This window comes from Mucilaginibacter sp. L3T2-6 (genome assembly GCF_030519355.1).
In the GTDB taxonomy this organism is placed as follows: Bacteria; Bacteroidota; Bacteroidia; order Sphingobacteriales; family Sphingobacteriaceae; genus Mucilaginibacter.
In genome coordinates, this window is record NZ_JAUMKC010000026.1 from 41408 (window position 1) to 65123 (window position 23716).

Consider the following 23716-nt stretch of genomic DNA (forward strand, 5'->3'; position numbering starts at 1 on the left):
CTTTTTCGGCAATTACATTTCTACGACAAGGTAAAAACGAAAAAGTTTAGTGCTATTTTTTAATATTTGCATATTTCCGCATTCTGTTTTGCAATAACCAGCAATTCCGGTTACTAAGGATAAACTTTACATAAAAATTGAACTGCTATAAATCTATGAAAAAACAAATCTTGTTAGCGTTGCTTGTAATATCGGGCTTTGCCTTAAAGGCACAACAAAAAGTAATTGAATTATATAACGGCGCTGCCCCCGGATCAGAAAGCTGGGCTTACAACGAAAAGGAAACAACTTCTCCCTACCGGGCGGCCTACAATGTATCTCACCCGACGTTAACTGCCTATTTGCCTGATCCTGCCATAGCTACCGGAACCGGTGTGATTATATGCCCGGGCGGCGGTTTCTTTATTTTAAGTATGGATTCCGAAGGTGTTGATGTGGCTAAATGGCTTAACAAAAAAGGAATCGCCGCTTTTGTTTTAAAGTACCGGCTTGGCCAGTCGTCAACCGATAAGCCTGTAGAGGAGTTGGCAGGAAAGATGTTCCAGAGCAACTTCCCCGATATGATGAAGCCCATTATTCCGCTGGCCGTGGCCGACGGCAGGGCCGCCATTAAATACGTGAGGACTCATGCCGGCGAATTTAATATATCGCCTTCGCGGGTTGGAATTATGGGTTTTTCAGCAGGTGGCACTGTAACTGCTTCCGCTGCCTTTAACTATACGCCTGAAAACCGCCCCGATTTTGTAGCGCCTATCTATCCTTACATGCCGCCGGAATTGATAAAAACTGTTCCTGCAGATGCACCACCGATGTTTATCTGTGTTGCTTCAGACGACCAGTTCGGTCTGGTACCCCATAGTCAGGCGCTATACAACAAATGGCAGGAGAACAAACACATAGCAGAGCTGCACATTTACGAAAAGGGCGGCCACGGATTTGGCATGCATAAGCAAAGTATTCCAACCGATACGTGGATCGACCGTTTTGGCGATTGGCTTGGTCAGCAAGGCTTATTGAAACCCATCGAACCAAAAGCCGCTGTAAATATTGCACAGCGCCAGTATGATTATGAGCACCGTTACGACGGCTTACTGAAGGATTGGGCAAACATAAAACGCTATGAAGCAGATAATTCCAAACTTGCGGCCCCGGCAGCGGGCGAAAACCGCGCAGTTTACATGGGCGATTCCATTACCGACTTCTGGATATACAATGACAGCCTGTTTTTCGCGAACAACCATTATATAGACCGTGGGATCAGCGGTCAAACTACCGGGCAAATGTTGGTGCGTTTTCGCGAGGATGTCATCAACCTGAAACCAAAGGTAGTAGTAATACTGGCCGGCATTAACGACATTGCCGAAAACAACGGCCCATCAAAACTGGAAGACGTGATGGGCAACATTGCCTCGATGGCCGAGCTGGCTAAGGCCGCCAATATTAAAGTAGTACTTTCGTCGGTATTGCCGGCCAGTGCATTTCCATGGCGGCCTGCAATAAAACCTGCCGAAAAAGTAAAGGAATTAAACGCAATGATAAAAGCTTATGCCGTTAAAAATCATCTTGTTTATCTGGACTATTATACACCGATGGTTAACAGTGAAGGCGGCCTGTCGCCCAACCTGGCTAAGGATGGCGTACACCCAACCTTAGAGGGTTATAAAATAATGGAACCAATGGCGGTAAAGGCGATTGAAACGGCAATGAAAACCAGGCAATAAATTTTGTTCATTGCGAGCGAAGCGCGGCAACCTCGTTGCTGTGTATGCCGACCATACATGCGGGCTATGTACAGCTACGAGGTTGTTTCGCTCGTTCCTCGTTTTATGATAAAAAGAGCATAAACACTACCTTGCCAGCTGTTTCTCCAGTTTGCGGTGCGTTACTTCTCTTGCCTTATTTTTCTTTGGCTTTTTACGTTTGCCCCACCAGATGATAAACCCGGTCACCGGTAAGCTCGCGCAGATCAGGCTTGCCAAAAATGCGATAATCTTCCCGGTGATACCCATTATCTGGCCCACATGAATATCATAATTCATATTATTCAGCTTCATACCGGGGCTTTTCTTTGCATGGGGCAGCGTTTTTAAAAGCTTCCCGGTGTATTTGTCAAAAGTATATTCGTCGCTTTTATAAAAGTGCAGTGCTTCGGCATAAGCAGTAATGCCTGCTACTCCCGCGGCGGCATCATCGAAATAAATTAAAAACATTTTTGCCTGCGGAGACTGCATCTGAACCACAGCAAAAGCCCTGTCCATAACAGGCTGACCGGCAATAATTTTCGATTTTAGCAACGTATCTGATTTAGGGATGATTTTTTCTGATGCATAATTTCCGCCGAGATTAGCCGCTGTATAAAGACCTTCTCTAACCCAATCAAAAGAAATGGAAAGACCGGTGACAGCCAGTATAATCGCAATGCCGGTTGCATAAAAGCCAAGCACGTTATGCAGATCGTAGTTTACCCGGCGCCAGCGGCCATTCCATTTAATGGTAAAGCTGCGCTTGCGGTCGCTTTTGCGTTTGGGCCACCAAAGTATAATGCCGGTTATCATCATCGCCACAAAAATGATGACAGATACACCAACAATCATCCCTCCCACTTTTGCCGGCAGCAGCAAATACAGGTGGATAAACTCCACAACCACAAAAAAATTAGTCGCCGGGTTTTCGGTATGTGTAACAGTACCGGTATAAGGGTTCATGAAAACATATCGCGGCCCTCCTTTTGGGAGGCTCACAATCGCCATAGCCGGACGGTCTTTACCGTAATAGTACAGGTAATTAATGATGGCCCCAGCGTGCTGTTTTAAGGCGGTTTGCTTTAATACGGATGGCGCGATGAAAGGCCGGTTTTGTATCTCAACCTTGCGATAATCACATACCGCGTCCTGTATCTCATCCTGGAAACAAAACAGGCAACCGGTAATACTCACAATAAACACCACCAGCCCGGTGATGAACCCGAGCCAGCGATGTAAAAAAAGTATGGTCTTTTTTGTTTTAGTCATACTATAGCTTGTAAGTTGCGCTTAACACAAACTGGCGCAGTTGCTGCGGGTTAATAGTGGTGTAACCGGTGTAATATTCTTTATTACCGATGTTGTTTACACTTAAACCAAGATGATATTTAGGCTTGTCATAAAACACCGAGCCGTTGAATAAGGTGTATGATGGCAGCGAGAACGTGCCCTGGCTTATACTATTAATGATCTTATTATCGCTGGCGTAATTACCGCCCGCACCAAAGCCTAAACCTTTCGCAACGCCATCTACCAAACGGTAGCTTACATACACATTGGCCAGGTACGGTGAACCGGCGGTTACGGGGCGAAGGCCTAACACATCAGGGTCGCCTTTGGTATATTTGGAATCGTTGTAAGCAAAGCCCGCCACAATGTTAATTGCCGGGATTGGGTTGGCAACAACTTCTGCTTCGAAACCTTTGCTGGTTTGAGTGCCATCCTGCATTTGCGCAAATACCGGCGAGTTTGGCACGGCACGTAATACGTTGGTAAGGTTAATGCGGTAATAGCTTAATGTACCGTTGATTTTGCCGTTAAGAAAAGCCATTTTAACGCCGCCCTCAATTTGGTTGGCATTCTGCAATTTCGCCACTACAGATTGGCTGTTCTCGTTGGTATAAAAGCCCGGATTGATGAAGCCGTTCTGATAGTTGGTAAACAACGATACCACATCCTTAACAGGTTGGTAAATCAACCCAAATTTCGGTGCGAAGGCTGTTTGGCTGAACGGCTTGCTGGTTTGTACGTTATCTAAATTATAAGAGCCGCTGTTTTTATAATGGTCGGCACGTACCCCGGCAGATGCAATCAGCTGGTCTGTAATGTTCAATACGTCAGAAACATAGGCGCTGTAGATATCGGTTTTGTAGATGTAGGGATAAGTATTGGCAGAATTTAGCGTCTTTGATGCATAGGCGGAATCCACTTTCAATTTGTTGAAGGCGCCATAGTCAAACGCCGGGTTGTTAATTGGCGCTATGCCATAGTCGTTATCGAAATAGACCTGGCGCGAATTCTGGTGTTGATAATCCAAACCGAGCACAATCCGGTTGCGCATGCTGCCAATGCGGAAATCGCCGTTGATGTTTTCCTGTATTTCGATGGTATTTAGCTTGCTGTGGCTGGTAGACTGGTCGTGGCGCAGGATGTAGTTATTGTTGCCGGCAATATCAGGCGCACCAAAAGTTCCTGCAACAGCGTCTGTAACCAGGTAATAGTAGGGATTCGGGCCGTTTGAGTAGCTGTTTGATGACGAGAAAACAGTCTGCGACGTAAAGCTATCCGAGATTTTATACTTAGCCTGCGCAAAATAGTTCATGCTGCGCGAGTACTGCGAGATGTTGTCGTTGGAGTAAGCGTTATAGTAGTTAATGTTTAAGTCGCTAACCTTGCTTACCGCCATATCTTTCGGGCTCGACCAGAAGAAAAAGAAAGGTTTAGCCGAGTTGCGGCCAAAAAATAGCTCCGCCTGCGCCAGGAATGATAACCGTTCGCTGGATTTGATCGACAGGCTCGGGGCAAGCGCAAAGTTGCGTGTAAGGCCATAGTTCTGAAAGCTGCCCTGGTAGTTATAAGCTGAATTTAAACGGAACAATACGCTTTTGTCTTTAGTAAGCGGCGTATTAAAATCGAGGCTGGTGCGGCTCAAATCGTAATTACCCGCTGCCTGGCCAATCTCGATACCCAAAGTATCATAAGGCTTTTTGGTAACGCGGTTTATCAAACCACCAAATGATGTTAATGTACTGCCAAACAGCGTTGCCGACGGGCCTTTAATTACCTCAATCTTATCGATATTCACCGCATCTATGCCGCTGGTTACTAAACCGGCAACGCCATCGCGCAGGCGTGTTTGCGTAACAAATCCCCGCAGGGTAAAATAACCGCCGCCATCACCGGCACGCCCGGTTGCATCCCATAATTTTTGCAGGCCTGGCGCATTGCGCAACGCTTCATCCACGGTAAAGAGTTGCTGCTCTTTAAGCAGCTCTGTAGTTACTGTTGTATAGCTCTGTGCATTTTCAAGATTATTCAGGGGTATTTTGCCCACATCAGTGCTTATTTTTCTGGCAAATCGGTTCGCACGGCTGGCAATAACGTTTACCTCGCTTAACTGCGCCACCCTGGCGTCTACAGTGATGAGTGGAACATTTATGATTTCGTTGGCGGTAACCGTTACCGGTACCCCTACGGTTTTTACCCCCACGTACGATATGATGAGTGTATAGTTACCCGGTGAAGCTTTAAAAGCGAATTCGCCTGCGGCGTTGGTGTTTGTACCAAAGCTTGTGCCCGTAAGGCCTATAGAAATATCTGAAGCAGGCTGGTTGTTCGCGGCTACAACCCGGCCTTTAAGAGTGCCATAGATCTGCTGGGCCGAAGTACTGCCGGGCGTCATCCATATAAGCGATATTAGGAGTAGCGAAAGTTTAAAGAAAGTTTTTCGTTGGAAGTTTGCCATTGTATTTATTTAGACTAATTATAAATAATGGCGCAAATGTAGGTTTGACGGTTTTAATATCCAAGCGTTTTTGAAAATTGTTTAGAATTATTCTTAATAAGATAATTTGTAATGGCTTAGAAGTTGTGAACAGGTTGCGGACTATGACAGGCGATGTAAGAATTGCGAAGTTCAAAAGCTTCGCAATTCTTAGGGTTATCAAATGATCAATTATTTAACCACCGGCAATATTAATTTCGATTGGTTCAAATAAATATTAATCGTCTCTTTCACAAAATCCGAATCTTTTGCATGATATACATCCACAAATTGCTGCGGATTGCGGTCGGCCAGTGGGAACCAGCTGCTTTGCACCTGAACCATTATGCGATGGCCTTTTTTAAACATGTGCGCGACATCCGGCATTGTAAATTTAACTTCCGTTGGTTTGCCCGGAACAAAAGCCTCAGGCTTGCTGAAACTATTACGGTACCTGCCACGCATAATATCGCCGCGCACCAGCATCTGGTAGCCTGCCATGGTATATTTGGTTACCGGGTTGCGCGGCTCATCATCCGGGTAAACGTCAATCAATTTTACTACAAAATCAGCATCGGTTTTTGATATGCTTACCATCAAATCAGCCATTACCGGGCCGGCAAGCGTTACATCTTTATCTAATATACCGGTTTCATAGCTCAGCACATCGGTCCGGCGGCCGGCGAAGCGCTGGTCGTCAGTCATGTACTCGCGGGTACGGTTAGCGTGTACGGGTTCGGCGTAAGGAACCGGTTTCGCAGGGTCGCTTACATAAGTATCCATTTGCGGTTTGCCGTGTGCTGGTGTGCTGAACGACAGCTTGCCATTCGCTTTGAGGTAGAGGGGCGTAGCAACTGCTTCCGGCAGCGGCCACTGCTTAAATTTATGCCACCTGTTCTCGCCCGAGAAAAACACAACCGCCTTGCTGATGCTATCCAATGTGCCCTTGCCTTTTAAATGATAATTGAACCACGGAACCTCCACATGCTCCTGGTACCACTGCGAAGTGTTGGAGTAAAACATCACATTACCCAAATGCGTACCATCGTTACCGGCCCACTGGCCGTGAAACCATGGGCCCACAACCAGCGTGCTGTTTGTTTGCGGGCTCTTCTGCACCAATGCTTTATAAGTATTCCATGCCCCATAGCCATCTTCGGCATCAAATAAGCCGCCAACCACCAACATGGCCGGTTTCACATCTTTTATACCCGACCGCGTATCGCGCGCGCGCCACCAATAGTCGTAGTTGGGGTGCTTCATCATATTGTCCCAAAACTCCAGGCTGTCGCCGCCTATTTTGGTGAAGTTTGGCAGTGCGCCCATCTTCAGATACCATGCATAGTTGTCCCTTCCGGGAATGTTGTAGGTTTTCGCGGGTTTAGTGGTTGGTTTCGGGTGTGGCTGACTAAAACCATATCCCACATGAAAATCAAAGGCATCCATCAGGAACAGCACACCGTTGTGATGGTCGTCATCGCCCATAAAGCGGTCTGTTACCGGCGCCTGCGGACTAACGGCCTTTAACGCCGGATGACCGCTCAAGGCAGCCTCTGTAGCAAAAAAGCCGGGAAAAGAAATTCCTATAACCCCAACATTGCCGTTGTTATTTTCGATATTCTTCACCAGCCAGTCGATAGTATCATAGGTATCGCTGGCTTCATCTATGTCTTTATTCGTTTTTTTGTTGGGATTGAAAGGCCGCACTACTTCAAAATGTCCCTCGCTCATCCAGCGGCCGCGCACGTCCTGGGTAACCAACACGTAACCTTCTTTGGCGTATTTCAGCATATAGCTACGCCAGTATTGGCGGTAATCCTTGCCATACGGCGAACAAGAATAGGGTGTGCGGGTAATCAGTATTGGATGCTTTTCAGCATTATCCTTCGGTGCGTAGATCGACGTAAAAAGCTTTATGCCATCGCGCATCGGGATAGTAACTTCTTTTTTGACGTAGTTATCCACAAACCAGGTGGAATCGGCGTTTTGGGCAGACGATAAAAATGGGAAAATACAAATTGCCAGAAAGTATAGTTTCTTCATGGTGAATACGGATATGAGTCAGTGAGGTAAATATATTGAGATTCATTGATTAAATATGAGGCAGGTTTAAATGATTTTAGGTCAGGCAGCTTATACCTGTTATCAATGCCGGCTGATAAATCTCCTAACTACTGTCGGACAAAAAAATAGCCGGCGATCTCTCACCGGCTAAACTCCATCCTTATATTTATCTATGAAAACTTAAAGTAAAGCCCTGACTTTTATCAAATTGACAAAGTAAAAATTAATTTTTACTTTAGTTCTTAACAAAAGGCTCCCGGCCTCGCGCCAGGAGTCTTTTTGATTTGATAAATTATTGATGAGCAGGGCGCTCAATGAGTGTATTTATACGGCAACGTTTTTTTTAAGGTTACAGTTTTTTTTAATTTTTTAAAAAAAGCCGCTTTCGCCGAAAACGCCGGGACAATGCCATGTATTTGAGCCTTGGAATTTCATCCTGTTGACCTGGTCCGGGATCCCATATGAATACTCACCTGCTGTCAGGTCTCCAGGCGGATTTATCCGCCCGGAGATTTTTAAGAGCTGTTTAAGCACATTTACTTCCCGGGGCGTAAAATAATAAAAGTCAGCTGCCTGTAAGACGGGGCAAAATCAACGATACAGCGTTTGGCACAACTCACAATAAAAGCTCTTTCGCTGGCTTTTGCCGGTATCTTTTACCATGAAAGGTACATGGTTTCGCGGACACTCCTTTTTGTTATAGGCCAGCCAGTGTCTTTTTAATACACCCGCCTTTTTCCATTTCAAAAAATCAAAACTATAACGACGAGCTTCGTTAGTCATTTCCTTCAGTTTCTTCGGGGGGATAGCGTTTACCTTGCTTAGCGGGTGGATATGCGTATTAAATAAAACCTCATTCTTGATGATGTTCCCAACCCCGGAAAACATCTGCTGATTCATCAGCGCATCGCAGGCCAGCAGGTCCGGTTCGGCTTTCATTTTTTCGATGGCTTTATACGAATCCCAGAGGCCGCTCATTACGTCAGTTTCCCAATCATAAAGATCATCCAGTGGCTCGTTGATCATAAGCAACTGCGCAGCATAAAAATTCAGCTCTCCATTTTCAAACTGTAAATGCAGTCTCGCCGGTTTGTCCCGGTGCGAATTGACGCGATAGCTGCCAAACATCATCATGTGCACCCTAATGGTAAATTCCGGAAAGCAAATCAGGAAATGTTTGCCCCAGCTTTTAAAATCAGTAATAGGTTGATTGATCAGCCGGCCGGCATCAATTGCGCCGTTATTGCACGTTGCATCGATGACAGTCTGACCCTTAAATTCCTTTACCGCTTCTTTTAAAATAATGATAGATGGGCCTTCAGGCATAAATTGATCTTTCCCGGAAAGACAAATAAGCGGCTATTGATGTTTGAATACCGCAGGCATTTGCAACTATGCAATTACATCCGGGAGAGGTTTTTTATCTGATAGCCACGACGCTTTTCCTGAGGAGGCTTCCTGCTGAATCCTTAACCTCTATCGTATAGTTTCCCTTAAAGAGGTAAAGACAGCGCTCTCCTTCACCCGCAACAAGTTGGTCTGCCGGAATGCGGTTGCCAGGCTTTTCATTAGTGTAAAAAGCCTGTATATAGTCTCCGTTCTTCACATTTATTTCCGCGAGATCATATCGTTTGCGCATGCCTCCAACGCTATAAAAATAAGGCCGTTTGCCCATTTTGATGTATTTTGGAAATATCACCGTCGCGTCAACAAAGTCGCCATGCCATGGTTGGTTATTCTGAATAGCGATTACCGGCGCAGTTATATGCTTTAAAATATTTACCGCATTAAACTCCCCTGCATTATGTTGTGGGTACAAATGCTCCACCTGTCGTGTCATTTCGACGGTAAACGGGTCGATACCGGTAAAACCCTTAAAAAACTGGGCCATCTTTTTCCAGCCGTTTTCGCTGCCTTCGTGAATGTGATCGTAACCGGCGTAGACCAGTATTTTAGCGTTCGGAGCGGTTTTAATTATTTTACTGAGGTTAACCGCCATCATAGAATCGCGGAACCGGTTGCAATACTGTGAATCTTTACCTTTTCCGTCGCACTGCGCTTCCGACTCATATTTTATCAGTTTAAAGTGCAATCTGAGCGCCTCCCGTATCAGTTCACCAAAAAGCGGCTCGTGCGTGTAATAACCTGTTTGATAGTCGGGATAGGTTTTCTGATTAATAGTTGAGTCGCCAAGCGTTTCAATTGCCAGGTACCTGTACCCCGCATCATAAAATCTTTTTAACATAGGCAGCACAAAGGCCCGGTGAAAAGGTAGGTGGTGCGCCTCGTTGATCATTACAACCTGCTTTTGCCTGGCCTGGGCAATAATGTAATCAGACGCGTTTACCAGCGAATGGGTTTTCACAAAAGCTGTATCACATACTATCTTCCCTGTTGGTGGCCGGTTGCCATAACGTGCATCAGCATAAAATAAGGCCTTTTCATAATCGCCCAGGAACGATTCATATGTCATAGCAGCCTGCAGCCAATAATTGTATCCCAGGAGGTCAGATGTATCGGGCCTGCCGCCTTCCAAAGCTTTTACCGGTAAAAGATAGTTTTCCGGCTGCTTATCCATCACATGAATGGCGGTATCGACAGGATTAACGAACTTTTTTTGAGCGGTTGCGGTAGCCATTGTAAGTGCAAACGCTCCTGAAAGAAGGAAATATCTAAGCATGAAACAAAACTAACTAATTAGTTTTGAAAAGCCTGCACTTTAAATTATAATACTCGTCTGCAATTTTGCTGATTTGCTGCAGATAAAATTTATTATGAAGTCTTTTTTATGACCTTCCCATTGATTAGCGATAAAAAAATAATGCCGATCCCCGCACCTTTTAGCATTCCGTCCACAAAATCGGGCATGGCAACAAAATGACTCAGGATAAAACTTGCTGAAATTAAAAGCAACCCCGCCGGAAGCATATACTTAACCGGAAACAATGGTCTCATCATATATCCTTTATATTAATTTATATAGCTGGTGGCGTACTTGTCTTGTCACCGTTCCAATCTTCCCATCACCAATAGTCTTCCCATCAACCATGGTAACCGGCAAAGCGTATTGTGTCGTGCTGGTTATAAAAGCCTCTTTAGCACTAAACATCTCATCAAGCCCAAAATCACGTTCAACAACCCTATACCCATCAATATTCAAACCGAGCACCTTACTTCTGGTGATGCCTTTTAAGATATTACTTGTTGGGGTTATAATCTCCCTGGCCGTTACAATAAAAAAATTAGCACGCGGGCATTCGCTGATGATTCCGTTTTTATGATAAAGTATATCATCCAGTCCGTTTTCTCCCAAAAAAGGGTGCAGGCGCACGGCCGCTAGATAATCGATGGTTTTAATATGGGGCAATTGGCGCACGTGGTTATAGCTAGCCAGCTTTAAACCCGATTCCAGGGCATTTTCCTTGGGGAAATTTAACGGGTATTGCATAACCAGCAGGTTTGGTACGCCCATTTTATAGCCATCTTCGGAATAACCGCCGGTAAGCAATAATTTTACGCCCGAGGCAGGCATATTGTTCATTGTTATCAGTTCTTCTACAGTGCTTCTTAATTGCGTACGGTTAAGGCCTGTATCCAGGTGCATCTCTCTGGCAGAGTTAAAAAACCTGTCAAAATGTTCGTCTATAAATACAGGCTTTCCATCAACCAATTTAAAGTAGTCAAAAATGCCGTAGCCACGGTGCATGGCCAAATCGCTAACGCCGATTTTAGCATCATCCGCCAAAACAAGCCCGCCGTTTACAGAGACATATTGAGCTGCCATATAGGTTCTACGCTTTCCCGGTTTTCGAGCCGCCCATACCCCCACCCATACTGAAGATATTTTCGCTGTAGCTAACCACCAGGTTCTCGCGATCGCGCTGACGCTTAAGAGCGACGTCCACCAATGTTTTTAATAATTGACCGAAGTTCTTGTCGCTGGCTTCCCAAAGATAAAATGAAAGTGACCCGGGTATGGTGTTGATCTCATTTACGTAAACCTTATTGTCTTTCTTATCAACCAAAAAGTCGATACGAGACACACCTGAGCAGGATAGAACGCGAAAAGTTTCCTTTGCCAGTTCCTGTATCAGCTGAGTTTGTTCTTTCGGCAGCTCTGCCGGGATCCGGCGTTTGGTGCTGGTCATGCCTTTTGATGCACCGCCTTTTGCATTGCTTACGTATTTGTCTTTATAGCTTAAAATATCGCCTGCCCCAAGCGGCTCCTCGCATACCGATGCGGTCTGGTTGTTTGCGTCGCCGAGTACAGAGCAATTCACTTCTTTCAAATCTACCACCATCCGCTCAACCAAAATGCGGCTGCTGAAACGGCTGGCCAGCTCAACAGCTTCAATCAGCGCTGCTTCATCAGCGGCCTTTGAAACCCCAACGCTCGAGCCCAGGTTTGATGGTTTAACAATAACCGGGAAACCTATTTTTTTTACTTCAGTAATGATAGTGTCTTTATCCATGTGCCAGCTGCGGTCGGTAAACCAGGTATAGTCAACTACAGGCAGCTTACTTTCTTTCAGCACCATTTTCATAATGATCTTGTCCATCCCCAGGGCCGACGATAATACGTCGCAGCCAACATATGGTATACCCTTAAGTTCCAGTAAGCCCTGCAAGGAGCCATCTTCGCCGTTAGTTCCGTGAATAATCGGGAAGGCAATGTCTATCTTGCCAATCTCCTTGCTTTTCCAGATAGAACTTTGCATGGCGTTGATTGTAAAATCGCCATAAGTTGGAGAAAGATATATCTCGGTACATTGGGCTAAAAGAGATTCGGTATTGCGATAGTTGTCAACGTTCAGCAGTGCAGCGCCAGTGTACCATTTGCCGGTTTTCGTTATATAGATGGGGGTAATTTCGAAGCTGTTCCTGTCAAAAGCGCTGATAGCCTGCTGTGCAGAAATAACTGAAATTTCATGCTCAACCGACCGACCGCCAAAAATAACGCCGACTTTAATTTTCATAGTGCTGTTAAAATAAATAATCTATAGTTCGTAAGTATCAGGCAAATCGTTTTCGTACAGTAATACGTCGCCCGCACGTGTCATCCCACTCAAATGGTTTACTGCATCTTTAAAGTTTTGTGCAACATAAATCTGCGCATCAGGGTAATTTTTATTTTTCAGCCCCTTCATTATTGGCAGAGTAATGTTTCTACCTACAAGTATAGCATAATCACAGGTATTTGCAATCTGTTCACCTAACAAAGTATTATAATATTCCTGTTTTTCGCCCAGCTCTATCATGCCCGGGGTAATAATGATCTTTCGCTGCCCCTCGATCCCTTTCAATACGTCCAGGGCCATTTTGCTGCCGACCGGGTTCGAGTTAAAGGCATCATCAATAACAGTCACACCATTCGGGTGTACCTTTACCTCAAGCCTGTGCTGCACAGGCTCCAGTTTTTTAATGGCAAAAGCTACGCTGCTATCGGGCACTTCCAAATGGCGTGCTACTATGTAACCGGCCAATATGTTCGAAAGATTGTAACTGCCTACAAGCTTCGTATCAAAGTCGGCAATCTTTTTACCTCTGTGATAAACTGAAAACGCAGAGCCTCTTGCTGTATATTGAATATCTTTAAGATAATAATCTGCCCTTTCATTATCTGATGAGTAACGTGCCGTGTTTCTGTCAGACACCGGGCGATTGGCTATATACTCGTAATCCTCATTTATCACAGCCAAGCCACCCGAAGGCAATGCATCTATCAATTCAAACTTGGTTTTCTGTACGTTTTGAATGGTTTTAAAGGTCTCCAGGTGCTGTTCTCCCACGGCAGTTAAAATACCTATTTGCGGATTCACTAAATCGCATATTTCCTTAATATCATTTAATTGCTTGGCGCCCATCTCCACAATAAATACCTGGTGGGTAGCCTGCAACTGCTCGCGAATAGTACGGATAACACCCATGGTAGTATTAAAGCTGCCCGGCGTCATCAGCACGTTGTATTTCTCGCTCAGCATGCGGTGCAAAAAGTGCTTGGTACTTGTTTTTCCATAGCTGCCGGTAATCCCGATGATGATCAGATCAGGTCTCTGCGCCAGTATTCGTTTGGCATCATTATAAAATGATTTATTGATAGCCGCTTCAACCGGAGCCATTAAAACATTCGCTATCGCGATAAAAATAAAGCTCAACAATAAGGTCAATCCAAACACCCAAAGAGAGCACAGCGTTCTGTTGATGATAACGAAATAAATTACAGCAACGATAACTGAAAGTAAGGCAGTTAACCCGAACAAGCGTATAGCCCTTTTGGTAAATACTACCGGCTTTTTTTGTTTTTTGATGAATTGCAGATAAGCCAACAACCCAAACAACAGGATAAATGCGATAGAAGCCACCATACTACTGGCCAGCAGGATAAGCAGGCCGGTAATTAACAACGCCACCACCTCAAGTATACGGGTGCTGATGATGAGGTTTGTTTTAAGCCATTTAAAATATCTTTCGTTGCGATAGGAGTTCAATTGCATCATGTGCAGCTCAAACCGCAGCTTTGCGAACGCATACACCAATAAAGCTGCCAGTGCGGCAAAAAATAGTATGTTTTCCATTTATTTCGATGTAGAGACACAATACTTGTGTCCCTGAATATGTTTATTTAAATGTGCGATAACCTTGCCCTTCAGATACACGCGTCTATTACGTTTCTACGGTTAATCCCTTAACCATTCTTCTTATCCGGTTCCAAAAAGTTATTCAGGATAATTAAAAACTCTCCCAGTTTCTCTACAAAGGCAAAGTGCCCCGCGTTTCTTAATACCACCAACCCTGCATTCGGTATCAGCTTTTCCATTGTTTTGGCATCGCTAACAGGCGTAGCCGTGTCATTTTCGCCCCATACCAATAAGGTCGGCGCTTTTATCTTAGGCATTTCAACTTTCAGGTCCTCATTTACCGATTTTACCAGCACCTGCCGCATAACCGGCGATGCGCTCTTATAATCACTCGAGCCAGCCTGCTTACGGTAATTTTCAATGATCTCGTTCGCTTTTGCCCGGCCAACCAGGTAAGGTAATACGGCACGCACAAATTTATAAGTGTACACCCTGATGTAATAGCTTAGCGGGCGGGTTGGTTTTATGCCGGCGCTATCCAGCAAAATAAGCTTGTGCACCGGGTTGCGCGACGAGTAAACTATAGATATGCGGCCGCCATAGGAGTGCCCCGCCAATATGGGATTGCTGATATTCTTTACACTTAGAAATTCTTCAATAAATTCGGTGTATTCATAAACGCCCCATACCTCATTCGGTTCCTGGCTTTTGCCAAAACCCGGCAGGTCGACAGATATAACGTGAAAGCTGCTTTCGAGATTTTCCTGAATCCTGGTGAACGCCTGCAGGTTTGAACCCCAGCCGTGTAATAGAACAACCGGCTTCCCCGCGCCGGTCTCGTTATAATTTATATTAAGTCCCTTTATTATTTGGGTTTGCTCCATAAAAATGTCGTGCTGCGCAAAGATAATAAATAAGTGATAGCAATAACAGTTTACGGCAGCCCGCGCAAACTCAAAAGAGCTAACAAAAAGCGGCCGTTTATGTGTTAAAAAAATAAGAAATCGCTGAATGTTTCAACACCCTGCCCCCTTTTTAATTCTGATCACAACACCTGCTAACAATTAATCACACCTTATTTTCAATTACAGATAGAATTGCCTTTTTTAAAATATCCACCGCCTGCTCCAGTTCCTTTTCGTTCAGTGATGCAAAACCTAAGCGGACAGAGTAATTAGGATACGCCGCATCATGATAATAATCCCTCCCATAGCTAATGGTAAGCCCCATAACGGATGCCCTTGCGGCCACCGCTGCGGGCTTAACACCATTCAAATATTCCACCCATACAGCAAAGCCGCCATCGGGTACTTTAAACTTTACATGGCCGTTCAGTCTTTCTTTCAACAAGCCGCAGAGTATGTCTCGTCGTGCATGGTAAATCTTATTTGCTTTTTTAAGATGCCGGCCAATATCCCCGTTTTTCAGCAGGTTAGCCATTGCCTCCTCTATCAGTTGCTCGCCCTGCCTGTCAATCATCCTGCGGATTCGGGTAGCCTGCCGGATAAAATTTTGCGGCGCGGCCATAAAACCCAGCCGTATGCCCGGCGCAATGGTTTTTGAAAACGAGCCGACATAAATTACAGAGCCATAGTTATCGACACTGGCCAGCGGCAGGATAGGGCTGCTCGCATAATGAAAATCGTAGTCATAGTCGTCCTCTACAATGGCGAACTTGTATTTGCGGGCTAGTTCAAGTAATTGCATACGCCTGTCGGCACTCAATGTAACTGTTGTTGGATTATGGTGATGCGGGATGACATATACAAGCCGCACCTTTTTTGCTTTGCAGATAGCTTCTATTGCATCCACTTTTATGCCATACTCATCAACCGGTACCGTTTCCAGCTTTGCCGGTATGTGGCTCAAAATCTCGCTGGCGCCCGTGTAGCCAGGCTCGCCCGCGATGAAAGTATCGCCCTTTTTCAGCAGCACCCTTGCAATTAAATAGAGCGCCATTTGTACACCTTTGGTAATCAAAATATTTTCGGATGTTACCTGCAGGCCGCGTGTCTCCCTGAAAAAACGGGCAAGTTCTGTTCTCAGGTTTTCTGAACCCTGTTCCGGCCCGTACATTAAATATTTTGATGTAAAATGGTAGTTTGCAAAACGCCGGTATTCCCTTACCATCAACTCAATAGGCGCCAGCCGGATATCCGGGAACCCGTCATTAAATATCAAATTACTTTCAGGGCTTTTAACGAAGGTATTGGCGAATGGAGTATTATCTTCCTGCACATCAAAAAGTGTTTCGGCCGGGTAAGCATAAGGTTGCATTGCATCCGTAATTTTTCGCGGCGAAACCTCAGGCAGGTTTTTAGCAACAAATATTCCCCTCCGCGGATAAACATCCACCCAGCTTTGGGCATAAAGCTCGTCATAAGCAGCAACCACCGTATTGCGGTGAACACCCAGGTATTCTCCCAAAACCCTGCTGCCCGGTAAGGCGGATGACGGCTTTAGCGTGCCGCGCCTTATGTGGCTGATAATACAGTTGGCAATCTGCAGATAAACCGGCACCTGCGAATGCTTATCGATAGTTATAAGGCCTTTTGGAAATTGCATATCTGGACTATCATATTTATCATTTCTGGACTATAAAGATAGGCCAATAGCGTTATAATTTTACATCAATAAATCTAAATAATATGCAACTTATTAAAAACTATACCATCCCTTCCATCGCACTACGGTGTTCGCTTGCCGGCAGCTATCTGTGGGAAGTAGCCGATCGCCTTGGCATCCTCGGCGCTCATGGCCTGCCACACGTAGGCTGGGGCGACTGGTCGCACTTTGTTGCCTATGCCCGGCAAACCATGGCTTTCCTGCCCCCATCGTGGGTACCTTTTTTTGCAATCCTTGCAACTATTGGCGAAGCAGGATTTGGGCTGATGCTGCTTGCCGGCCTGTTCACCCGTATTGCTGCGGTTGGCAGCTTCCTGTTGGCTCTCGCTTTTGCCCTGTCGATGAGCATTTCATTCGGCATCGAGTCGCCGCTGGGGTATTCAGTTTTTACTGTGGCTGCGGCAAGCCTGCTGCTGGCAACCATTCCCGATTATAAATACAGTATCGATTCAGTCATCAATAAAAACAAGCAATCATGAAATCAATCAGTCAACAAAAAGCACCTGCATTGCTCGTGCTATCCGCTTTTGCAATAGTCTACATCGTATGGGGCTCAACCTTCTTTTTTATCCGTCTGGCCGTGCAGGGCTTTCCTCCAATGCTGATGGGGGCTGTCCGTTTAACCACCGCAGGTTTTTTATTAATGGGATGGTGCGTTTATCAAGGCGATCAGATCTGGAATAAAAAGGATATTATTAATTCAGGCATCAGCGGCATCTTGTTATTATTTGTGGCAACCGGTATCGTTATCTGGGTCGAGCAAACCCTGCCCAGCGCCATCGTAGCCATAACCATAGCCGCCGAGCCTGTATGGCTGGTGTGTATGGATAAAAGCAACTGGCGGATTAACTTCAAAAATAAATCTATCGTACTTGGCCTGATCATTGGATTTGCGGGCGTGATTATTTTATTCGGTGAACAGCTTTCAAAGGCTTTGGGCGGCGGGCAAAATGCACCTGCCGTTTTAACGCTGATACTATTGGCCCTCGGCCCAATTGCATGGTGCGCCGGATCATTGTATTCAAAAAATAAAGGCAGCGAAACTCCCGCCCGGGTAAATACCGCCTGGCAGATGCTGATAGGCGGACTGGCATTCCTCCCCGCCAGCTTAGCGCGGCATGAGCTGAACGGTTTTAATATTCATAATGTGTCCAGCCAGGTTTGGGCCGCCATGGCTTACCTGGTGATATTTGGCTCGATAGCTGCTTACAGCGCCTATATCTGGCTGTTAAAAGTGCGCCCGGCCACACAAGTGAGCACACACTCATATGTAAACCCGGTAATTGCGGTTTTATTAGGCGTGATGTTTGCCGGTGAGCAAATTACCAGGCTACAAATAGGCGGGTTGGTGATCATACTCTTAAGCGTACTGCTTATTAATTTAGATAAGTATCGCAAACCGGTTAAGCCTGAAAACAATACTATTAAACTGCCTTTAAGCAGGGAAGTTCTGGAAGCATGTTAGCTGATCCCGCCAATTCATAACCCAAAAGCTTTGTCTGCATAAATGCGTTGACAAGGCTTTTCTTTATAGGGTAATATCCCTTATTCTTGCCGTCATCGTGTAACAAAAAAATTTCTTCCGGACTTTACCGACTTTCCGGACTTTCGGACTATATTGTACCTCAAATTATCCAATTTAAACTTAACCGCTTGTATTAAACCATGGACCAAAGCCCCAATCGCTTTCTATCGCTCGACGTTTTTCGAGGAATGACCATCTGTTTTATGATAATTGTGAACACGCCCGGCAGCGGTGCTGCGCCTTTTGCCCCGCTCGAGCATGCCGCATGGTTCGGTTTTACCCCTACCGACCTGGTTTTTCCTTCGTTCCTGTTTGCAGTGGGTAATGCCATGAGTTTTTCGATGAAAAAATTTGCGGGTCAAAGTAACGGAGCGGTAGTCTGGAAGATCGTTAAACGTACAGCACTGATATTCTTATTCGGATACCTGATGTCGTGGTTCCCGTTCTTTTTACATGATAAGCAGGGCTGGCACTTCGCGTTGTCGCCTATCAGCCATACACGTATTTTAGGCGTTTTGCAGCGTATAGCACTCTGTTATATGTTCGCATCGCTGATGGTGTATTTTATTAAATCAACCGCAACTATAGTCATCATCAGCATTTGTCTGCTGTTTGGTTATTGGGCATTGTTGCTCATCTTCGGCGATCATAATAACCCTTATGGCATGCTTACTAATGCCGGCACCTATCTTGATAAATATTTATTGGGCGATGATCACCTTTATCACGGTGAAGGCGTAGCTTTTGACCCCGAAGGATTTTTAAGTACTCTGCCATCTATTGTGAACGTTGTATGCGGCTATTTTGCCGGGCGTTACATACAGGAAAAAGGCAAGCGTTACGAAACTATCGCCAAGCTAATGATGTGGGGCGGATTGTTTCTTTTCATTGCGCTTTGCTGGAATATGACCTTCCCCATCTCCAAAAAGCTGTGGACGAGTCCATTCACCCTGCTTACCGTCGGCCTTGATTTGATGATAATTTCGGTATTGATATATATCGTTGAAATACGTGAGTGGAATAAAGCCAACTGGACAGCATTTTTTACTACAGTCGGCAAAAATCCGCTGCCTGTTTACCTGTTTTCAGAGTTGTTTGTAGTTTGCTTGTACTTAATACCTGTTACATCTAAAAGCACTTTTTACGGATGGATCAACGACGTGGTATTCCAGGTTATTGCACCAGGAGCTATCGGCTCATTACTTTTTGCTATCTGCTACATGCTGGTTTGCTGGTGTTTCGGCAAGATTCTGGACAAAAACAAAATTTACTTAAGGGTCTGAAACTAAGTTTTCGGAGTGCGTAAAATCCTTCTGAATTAAAGCTTTGATAACCCCGGTTATCAGAGCTTTTTCTTTGGTATCTTTGGCGATATATATACAATCATGTCTGAAGACAATTTAGTTAAAATACTTTTTAGATTTTACAGTGATATATTGGAAGAGCATACTGTAGAAACTATGTGGGCAAAGATCGCCGACGCGGAAAAAGGTTACTATAAGATAGCTAATATACCGTTTTATGTGCCGGTGCTGGCCTCGGGCGATACAGTGCTGGCGCAATTCGACGAAGACGAAGGAATGCTCATTTACAAAGAAACTATTGAACATTCTGGCAACTCAACCATACATGTCATCATAACCGATGATGAACTGGAACTGCAGACAGTTTACAACCTTTTTACCGGGCTTGGCTGTCCCTGCGAAGGAATAAATGGAAATTATCTGGCTATTGAAATACCGGCTGATATGGACTACCTGCCAATAAAGGAACGCCTGGAATTAATGGAGCAGGATGAAGTGATTGGCTACGCTGAAACTTGTTTGGCAAGAGGGCATAGGTATAAAGATATGGAATTAGGCTTTTGATAACTATACCTTAAAACTTTGTCATTGGGCCGAACGAACCAAACCTCACCGATGCAACGGTCCGCAAGTCAATAACATATATTCTTCGGAGAGTTTGCTGCGTCGTTCCCCCTTACAGAAATGACAAATAGCCAAGCCTATCTCTAAATCACCAGCCTTTATCCTTACCTCAAATCAACAACCTCAACACCTTTATGGGCTTTGGTATCGAAGCTAAAAGTTGCATCAGTTACCGGCACATTTGGCGTAAAGCTTTTGATGGTATAAGTATAACGGCTGCCATTTTTGTCGAAAATCAAGGCACTGTATATCTGGCTTTTTGCTTTATCAATTTCAAGCCGCACCTTAAAGAAACCTTTTTTGTCGTTTTCAGGGCTTAAATCAATTTCCTGGTAAATTTTACCGCCTATTTTTTTCTGGCCGGTGTAAAGGTATTTGTAGCCTTTCTCGTAAATGGTGAATATCTTCGCCGGATTTAAACCCTCTCCGCTCAAGTCGACATTATTTACCTGAACCTCGTTGTCTTTTTTCAGATAAGTCCACTGTGTTTTACCATCGCTGATGATTTCCTGCTGCGCTGCGTTTTTTGTGGCCGCATCAGCGCCATATAGGCTCACTTTAAATTTATTTTGTTTTGATTTAGCTATCAGCGTACCGGTTTGGGTTTCTTTTACGCCGGCCTGCGGATTGTCGAGGGTGAAAGTAAAGTCGGTCTTCACCACATCATATGATTTATATTTGGCGCTAACCTTGTTTAAGATAGCTTTCGCATCAGCATCCTTTTGAGCAAACGTGTAACCGGTAACAAATATCAATAGTATGGATAACAGAAATAACTTTTTCATCTTATATTCAGGGCAACCCCATTTTATTATTAGAGCGCGTTTTTAAAAATTTGTTTCAGCCGGCAAAAATAACGCTGCCCGGCAGTTTATCAAATCACGCAAATGTATGATTGTAATTTATTACAAAGGTTTAACCCTCTCCTTTTTGAAGAGCCTCCAGGTGGCGCTCAAGGCTGTATTCATCAGGGTATAGTACATCGCGGGCCTTGCTGCCTTCAAACGGACCAACTATACCGGCCGCTTCCAGTTGATCGATAATACGGCCTGCTCGGTTATAGCCCAGTTTCATTTTACGTTGAATAAGCGATGTAGATCCTTGCTGATGCAATACAATCAGTCTCGCCGCTTCCTCGAACATCGGATCGCGGTTGTCCGGATCGTACTCCTTGGTGCTGCTGCTTGCTTCCCCTTCGCCTACATACTCAGGCAGCAACAGTGCCGATGGGTAGCCGCGCTGGTTACCTATGTAATCAGCTATCCGCTCCACCTCATGTGTATCCACAAAGGCACATTGCAGGCGGATCAGATCGCTGCCGGTGGAGAGCAGCATGTCGCCACGGCCGATAAGCTGGTCAGCGCCGCCGCTATCAAGAATAGTGCGCGAGTCGATTTTAGACAGCACCCTGAATGCGAGTCTTGATGGGAAGTTAGCTTTTATACTACCGGTAATAATATTTACCGACGGCCGCTGTGTTGCAATCACCAGGTGAATACCCACAGCACGGGCCAGCTGCGCAATACGTGCTATCGGCACTTCCACCTCTTTGCCGGCCGTCATCATTAAATCCGCAAACTCGTCAATTACCAGCACAATAAATGGCAGGTACCGGTGCATTTCTGGATTACTTATTTTACGGTTTACATACTTATCATTGTACTCCTTCAGGTTACGAACCTGTGCATCTTTCAACAGGTCGTAACGCGCATCCATCTCTATACACAGCGAGTTAAGCGTATTCACCACTTTCTTTGTATCGGTGATAATAGCATCCGCCTCATCAGGCAGCTTGGCCAAAAAGTGGCGTTCTATCTTGCGGAACAAAGTTAACTCTACCTTTTTGGGATCGACCAACACAAATTTCAGTTCAGCCGGGTGCTTCTTATAAAGCAGCGAAACCAATAAGGCATTAATACCTACCGATTTACCCTGACCGGTTGCACCGGCAACCAGCAAGTGCGGCATCTTGGCTAAATCGGCAATAAACACTTCGTTGCTAATGGTTTTTCCTAGGGCTATCGGCAAATCCATCGTCGTGTTCTGGTATTTTTCGGTGGATAATACCGAACGCATGGATACCATCTCGGGATGCTGGTTGGGCACCTCTATACCGATGGTTCCTTTACCCGGCATCGGTGCGATTATACGGATGCCCAAAGCGGCAAGACTCAAGGCAATATCATCCTCCAGGTTTTTAATTTTGGATATCCGTACTCCAGGCGCCGGTATTATTTCATATAAAGTAACCGTCGGCCCGATGGTAGCCTTAATCTTATCGATCTCGATGTTATAATGGTTCAGCGTTTCAACAATCTTGTTTTTATTAGCCTCCAGTTCATCGGCGTTTACATTTATCTTGTTTGAACCATAGTTTTCCAGCAAATCCAATGGCGGGTATTTGTACGACGCCAGGTCAAGCTTATGGTCATAGGTGCCAAATTGCTCCACCAGGCTTTTCGCCTTGTCATCATCGCTTTTCTCAATGTTGGTTACCGGCGTGGGCCTTTCATTGGTAACGGTCAGCGGAATGTCGTTATCTTCTGCATCCCCTTCACCGCCGGGCTCCGGAACCAAAACTAAAGGCTCGTGGAAGACGGGGTTCTGAACAAATGCCTGTTCCTTAACCGGCTCAGCGTTTACCAATTTTTCAGTATTGCTGACACCTTCCTTTATTCTGTTTGACCGCCCGCCCTGCCATTCTACAGGCACTGAAATCTCTTCAGGCTCCAGGTCGACAGGCTCCGGTACAATATCACCAACAGGGGTGCTGTCAACTGTTTTGGGCTTTCGCTGCGGTATTTTAAAATCGATATTATAAACAATGATCAGTATTGTAAGCGACAGGAAGACGAGGATAGCTCCCGTTCCTGTACGGCCGATCTGCGCATCAAGCAGTTGATTGGTGTAATAGCCAAAGCCACCCTCAACATAGTTCGGCGTATCTGATAAAAATGCATGAAAAAACCCTATCGAAACAGAAATAAAGACCAGTGAGAAAAAGCCGTAAGCCAATGTCTTGGTTAATGATACCAGCCGCACCTTATACAACATGCGGAAACCAAGCACAAAAAACATAAACACAAATACAAAAGAAGCAATGCCAAACCATTCGTAAATAAATTGGTTCGAGAGCAGCGCGCCAAGCTTACCCGCCCAGTTATCTACAACGGGGCTTTTCACATGGTTTTCCATTAGTTCCTGTGTCGTGCGGAACAAGTTATGCCAGCCGCCGTTGGTAGGCGATACATAGCTTTGGTCTTCTTGCCACGTAAACAGGTAGGAAGTAAATGCCACCGCAAAATAAACCGACAACAATAATAAAAACAGACCCGCTATCTTTATTGCCTTCCCATTCAGCACGTATGAGGGCATGCGGTTTGCGGTACTTTGCTTTACCGGGCGCTCGCGTTCAGCCTTCGGCGCCTGACGCGGCTGATTATCTTGCTTGAAAGTATTTGCTTTAAACGAATTTGCTTTTGCCGGCATCC

17 protein-coding genes are annotated in these 23716 nt (G+C 45.2%); 5 read left to right on the forward strand and 12 right to left on the reverse strand.

Translation table 11 applies throughout. The features are described from left to right. Positions 1–155: 155 nt before the first annotated feature. Positions 156–1721: a GDSL-type esterase/lipase family protein gene (locus Q3W13_RS22225; protein ID WP_302867711.1), complete on the forward strand. Its 1566-nt coding sequence runs from the start codon at positions 156–158 to the stop codon at positions 1719–1721. A gap of 126 nt (positions 1722–1847) precedes the next feature. On the opposite strand, the gene Q3W13_RS22230 is transcribed toward Q3W13_RS22225, so the two are convergent. The 10 genes from Q3W13_RS22230 to Q3W13_RS22275 form a co-directional block, all read right to left on the reverse strand. Continuing rightward, positions 1848–3011 (reverse strand): PepSY domain-containing protein, encoded by a 1164-nt coding sequence (locus Q3W13_RS22230; RefSeq protein WP_302867713.1) that lies wholly within the window; start codon positions 3009–3011, stop codon positions 1848–1850. 1 nt (position 3012) lies between these two features. Continuing rightward, positions 3013–5487, reverse strand: a complete 2475-nt coding sequence (locus tag Q3W13_RS22235; RefSeq protein WP_302867715.1) for a TonB-dependent receptor — start codon at positions 5485–5487, stop codon at positions 3013–3015. 210 nt (positions 5488–5697) lie between these two features. Next, positions 5698–7548, reverse strand: coding sequence for a CocE/NonD family hydrolase (locus tag Q3W13_RS22240; RefSeq protein WP_302867717.1), 1851 nt, complete (start codon positions 7546–7548; stop codon positions 5698–5700). Between the two features lie 612 nt (positions 7549–8160). After that, positions 8161–8895 carry a DNA-formamidopyrimidine glycosylase family protein gene (locus Q3W13_RS22245; RefSeq protein WP_302867718.1) on the reverse strand — a complete coding sequence of 245 codons (735 nt, stop codon included), beginning with the start codon at positions 8893–8895 and terminating at the stop codon, positions 8161–8163. Positions 8896–8989: 94 nt separating this feature from the next. Then, complete coding sequence (locus Q3W13_RS22250) at positions 8990–10207, reverse strand: hypothetical protein (protein WP_302867719.1); 1218 nt, start codon at positions 10205–10207, stop codon at positions 8990–8992. Between the two features lie 327 nt (positions 10208–10534). Beyond that, complete coding sequence (locus Q3W13_RS22255) at positions 10535–11353, reverse strand: aminotransferase class IV (protein WP_302867720.1); 819 nt, start codon at positions 11351–11353, stop codon at positions 10535–10537. Positions 11354–11360: 7 nt separating this feature from the next. Beyond that, positions 11361–12545, reverse strand: a complete 1185-nt coding sequence (locus Q3W13_RS22260; protein WP_302867721.1) for a D-alanine--D-alanine ligase family protein — start codon at positions 12543–12545, stop codon at positions 11361–11363. A 21-nt stretch (positions 12546–12566) separates the two neighbouring features. Then, a complete protein-coding gene (locus Q3W13_RS22265; RefSeq protein ID WP_302867722.1) occupies positions 12567–14144 on the reverse strand; it encodes a Mur ligase family protein in 1578 nt (525 codons plus the stop codon). Between the two features lie 110 nt (positions 14145–14254). Further along, complete coding sequence (locus Q3W13_RS22270; protein WP_302867724.1) at positions 14255–15031, reverse strand: alpha/beta fold hydrolase; 777 nt, start codon at positions 15029–15031, stop codon at positions 14255–14257. Between the two features lie 184 nt (positions 15032–15215). Further along, positions 15216–16712, reverse strand: coding sequence for a PLP-dependent aminotransferase family protein (locus Q3W13_RS22275; protein ID WP_302867726.1), 1497 nt, complete (start codon positions 16710–16712; stop codon positions 15216–15218). Positions 16713–16795: 83 nt separating this feature from the next. Between Q3W13_RS22275 and Q3W13_RS22280 the strand changes: the two genes are divergently transcribed. From Q3W13_RS22280 to Q3W13_RS22295, 4 genes are all read left to right on the forward strand, one after another. Beyond that, positions 16796–17251, forward strand: coding sequence for a DoxX family protein (locus Q3W13_RS22280; protein WP_302867727.1), 456 nt, complete (start codon positions 16796–16798; stop codon positions 17249–17251). Continuing rightward, a complete protein-coding gene (locus Q3W13_RS22285; protein WP_302867729.1) occupies positions 17248–18237 on the forward strand; it encodes an EamA family transporter in 990 nt (329 codons plus the stop codon). The genes Q3W13_RS22280 and Q3W13_RS22285 overlap by 4 nt, the downstream gene beginning before the upstream one ends. Positions 18238–18437: 200 nt before the next feature. Beyond that, on the forward strand, positions 18438–19580 hold the full coding sequence (locus Q3W13_RS22290) for an acyltransferase family protein (RefSeq protein ID WP_302867733.1): 1143 nt from the start codon (positions 18438–18440) through the stop codon (positions 19578–19580). Positions 19581–19682: 102 nt separating this feature from the next. Continuing rightward, the gene (locus Q3W13_RS22295; RefSeq protein ID WP_302867734.1) at positions 19683–20165 is read left to right on the forward strand and encodes a DUF4265 domain-containing protein; all 483 of its coding nucleotides are present in this window, start codon (positions 19683–19685) and stop codon (positions 20163–20165) included. A 164-nt stretch (positions 20166–20329) separates the two neighbouring features. On the opposite strand, the gene Q3W13_RS22300 is transcribed toward Q3W13_RS22295, so the two are convergent. Together Q3W13_RS22300 and Q3W13_RS22305 are read right to left on the reverse strand one after the other, a co-directional pair. Continuing rightward, a complete protein-coding gene (locus Q3W13_RS22300; RefSeq protein ID WP_302867736.1) occupies positions 20330–21010 on the reverse strand; it encodes an outer membrane lipoprotein carrier protein LolA in 681 nt (226 codons plus the stop codon). A 130-nt stretch (positions 21011–21140) separates the two neighbouring features. Then, complete coding sequence (locus tag Q3W13_RS22305; RefSeq protein WP_302867738.1) at positions 21141–23714, reverse strand: DNA translocase FtsK; 2574 nt, start codon at positions 23712–23714, stop codon at positions 21141–21143. Between the last annotated feature and the right edge of the window lie 2 nt (positions 23715–23716).

Bases quoted from the DNA above. Each gene is read 5' to 3' on its own strand.
- Q3W13_RS22260 (WP_302867721.1), bottom strand. From the start codon at position 12,545: ATGAAAATTAAAGTCGGCGTTATTTTTGGCGGTCGGTCGGTTGAGCAT.
- Q3W13_RS22235 (WP_302867715.1), bottom strand. From the start codon at position 5,487: ATGGCAAACTTCCAACGAAAAACTTTCTTTAAACTTTCGCTACTCCTA.
- Q3W13_RS22270 (WP_302867724.1), bottom strand. From the start codon at position 15,031: ATGGAGCAAACCCAAATAATAAAGGGACTTAATATAAATTATAACGAG.
- Q3W13_RS22290 (WP_302867733.1), top strand. From the start codon at position 18,438: ATGGACCAAAGCCCCAATCGCTTTCTATCGCTCGACGTTTTTCGAGGA.
- Q3W13_RS22280 (WP_302867727.1), top strand. From the start codon at position 16,796: ATGCAACTTATTAAAAACTATACCATCCCTTCCATCGCACTACGGTGT.
- Q3W13_RS22250 (WP_302867719.1), bottom strand. From the start codon at position 10,207: ATGGCTACCGCAACCGCTCAAAAAAAGTTCGTTAATCCTGTCGATACC.
- Q3W13_RS22240 (WP_302867717.1), bottom strand. From the start codon at position 7,548: ATGAAGAAACTATACTTTCTGGCAATTTGTATTTTCCCATTTTTATCG.
- Q3W13_RS22305 (WP_302867738.1), bottom strand. From the start codon at position 23,714: ATGCCGGCAAAAGCAAATTCGTTTAAAGCAAATACTTTCAAGCAAGAT.
- Q3W13_RS22275 (WP_302867726.1), bottom strand. From the start codon at position 16,712: ATGCAATTTCCAAAAGGCCTTATAACTATCGATAAGCATTCGCAGGTG.
- Q3W13_RS22300 (WP_302867736.1), bottom strand. From the start codon at position 21,010: ATGAAAAAGTTATTTCTGTTATCCATACTATTGATATTTGTTACCGGT.
- Q3W13_RS22255 (WP_302867720.1), bottom strand. From the start codon at position 11,353: ATGGCAGCTCAATATGTCTCTGTAAACGGCGGGCTTGTTTTGGCGGAT.
- Q3W13_RS22245 (WP_302867718.1), bottom strand. From the start codon at position 8,895: ATGCCTGAAGGCCCATCTATCATTATTTTAAAAGAAGCGGTAAAGGAA.
- Q3W13_RS22285 (WP_302867729.1), top strand. From the start codon at position 17,248: ATGAAATCAATCAGTCAACAAAAAGCACCTGCATTGCTCGTGCTATCC.
- Q3W13_RS22230 (WP_302867713.1), bottom strand. From the start codon at position 3,011: ATGACTAAAACAAAAAAGACCATACTTTTTTTACATCGCTGGCTCGGG.
- Q3W13_RS22225 (WP_302867711.1), top strand. From the start codon at position 156: ATGAAAAAACAAATCTTGTTAGCGTTGCTTGTAATATCGGGCTTTGCC.
- Q3W13_RS22265 (WP_302867722.1), bottom strand. From the start codon at position 14,144: ATGGAAAACATACTATTTTTTGCCGCACTGGCAGCTTTATTGGTGTAT.
- Q3W13_RS22295 (WP_302867734.1), top strand. From the start codon at position 19,683: ATGTCTGAAGACAATTTAGTTAAAATACTTTTTAGATTTTACAGTGAT.